Here is a 1,647-nt window from a genome sequence, read left to right as displayed (position 1 = left end):
ACCACGTAGGAGGCGCACTTGTCGACCTCCGCGGGCGCGCACTGCTGCCAGATCTCGGTGCCGCCCCGCATCAGGATCTTGTCGGCGTCCTTGACGACGTTGTGCTCGGCACCGAAGTTGATCAGTGCCCAGGCGTCCTTGGCGTAGTACGTCTCGTCGAACATGACCGCGTTCGGGTGACCGAGGTTGGTGAAGCGCAGGATCGCCCCGAACACCGTGACCAGCAGCGGGCCCAGCCAGCCCCACAGGGGGTTTCCCGGCATCGGCGGCACCAGACGGTCACGAGCGGAACCCGAGGGCCCGCCGTCGGGCTGGGGCTCCGGCTGCTCTGACGCCTGGCTGGGGAAGTCGGTCACGGCCACCCGGACATCGTACGGTCCCCTTACCGTAGCTAGCCCAGGAAACACCTCACTACAGGACTAAATGGTTAACTTCTCCCCGCGCCGGGGGGCCATCCGAAATGCGGGAGGATGGAGCGGTGACGGACAACGGCAGGCTTGTGCTGGCAGGGGCTCCGATCGGGCAGGCGGGCGACGCCTCACCCCGGCTGAGGCTGGCGCTGGAGAGCGCGGACGTGGTCGCGGCGGAGGACACCCGGCGGCTGCGGCGCCTGGCCGGGGAACTGGGCGCCGAGATCGGCGGCCGGGTCGTCTCCTACTACGACGCCAACGAGGCAGGGCGGGCCGCCGAGCTCCTCGGTGCGCTCCAGGACGGCAAGACGGTGCTGGTCATCACCGACGCCGGCATGCCGGGCGTCTCCGACCCCGGCTACCGGCTGACCCATCTGGCGGTCGAGGCCGGGATCGCGGTCACCTCGCTGCCGGGGCCGTCGGCGGTGACCACGGCGCTGGCCGTCTCGGGGCTGCCCAGCGACCGGTTCTGTTTCGAGGGCTTCCCGCCGCGCAAGTCCGGTGAGCGCTCCCGCAGGCTCTCGGCCCTCGCGGAGGAGGAGCGCACGATGGTGTTCTTCGAGGCGCCGCACCGGCTCGGTGCCGCGCTGGCGGCGATGGCGGAGGCGTTCGGCGCCGACCGCCGGGCGGCGGTCTGCCGCGAGCTCACCAAGACCTACGAGGAGGTGCGGCGGGGCGGTCTCGGCGAGCTGGCCGAGTGGGCGGCCGGGGGCGTCAAGGGGGAGATCACCATCGTGGTCGCCGGGTACGCCGGGCAGGCCCTGCCGCCGGTGATCGAGGACCTGGTGGACGAGGTCGCGCGCCGCGAGGAGACGGGGGTGCCGAGGAAGCAGGCGATCGTGGATGTGGCGAAGGCGGCTGGAATCCCCAAACGGGATCTTTATCAAGCTGTCCATCGAGGCTGACTTTTCACCATAATTCCCTGAATGGGATCAACACGGGATCGTCTCTTGCCGCCCATGTCGGGAAATGTCGCCTGGGGCTGGCTGGGGTCGTTGCTGGTCGCGGCCTTCGGAGGGATCCTGCGCTTCGTCGGCCTCGGGCGGCCGCGTGCCGTCGTGTTCGACGAGACGTGGTACGCCAAGGACGCCTGGGCGCTGATCAACCACGGGGTGGAGCGGGCCTCGCTCGGCACCAGGGAGAATCCCCTCGCCGACAGGATGATCATGCAGGGGAACACCGACTTCCTGGTCAAGTGCACCCCGCCGGAGGCCGACCCCTGCCCGCTCTACGTGGC

At 70.1% G+C, this 1,647-nt stretch carries 1 protein-coding gene and 2 pseudogenes; 2 read left to right on the top strand and 1 reads right to left on the bottom strand.

Translation table 11 applies throughout. The features are described 5' to 3' along the window. Positions 1–362: pseudogene (locus tag ABZ260_RS50830) on the bottom strand (phospholipid carrier-dependent glycosyltransferase); the annotation flags it as partial. 98 nt (positions 363–460) lie between these two features. On the opposite strand from ABZ260_RS50830, the gene rsmI reads away from it, so the two are divergent. Next, entirely contained in the window at positions 461–1,315 is an 855-nt protein-coding gene (gene rsmI, locus ABZ260_RS50825; RefSeq protein ID WP_350966494.1) for a 16S rRNA (cytidine(1402)-2'-O)-methyltransferase, read from the top strand. A gap of 54 nt (positions 1,316–1,369) precedes the next feature. Next, positions 1,370–1,647, top strand: a pseudogene (locus tag ABZ260_RS50820) (phospholipid carrier-dependent glycosyltransferase); the annotation flags it as partial.

This window comes from Streptosporangium sp. NPDC006013 (assembly GCF_040614275.1).
Classification (GTDB): domain Bacteria; phylum Actinomycetota; class Actinomycetes; order Streptosporangiales; family Streptosporangiaceae; genus Streptosporangium.
The sequence above is the reverse complement of the archived record's forward strand: the minus strand, read 5'-3'. Positions and strand labels throughout refer to the sequence as shown.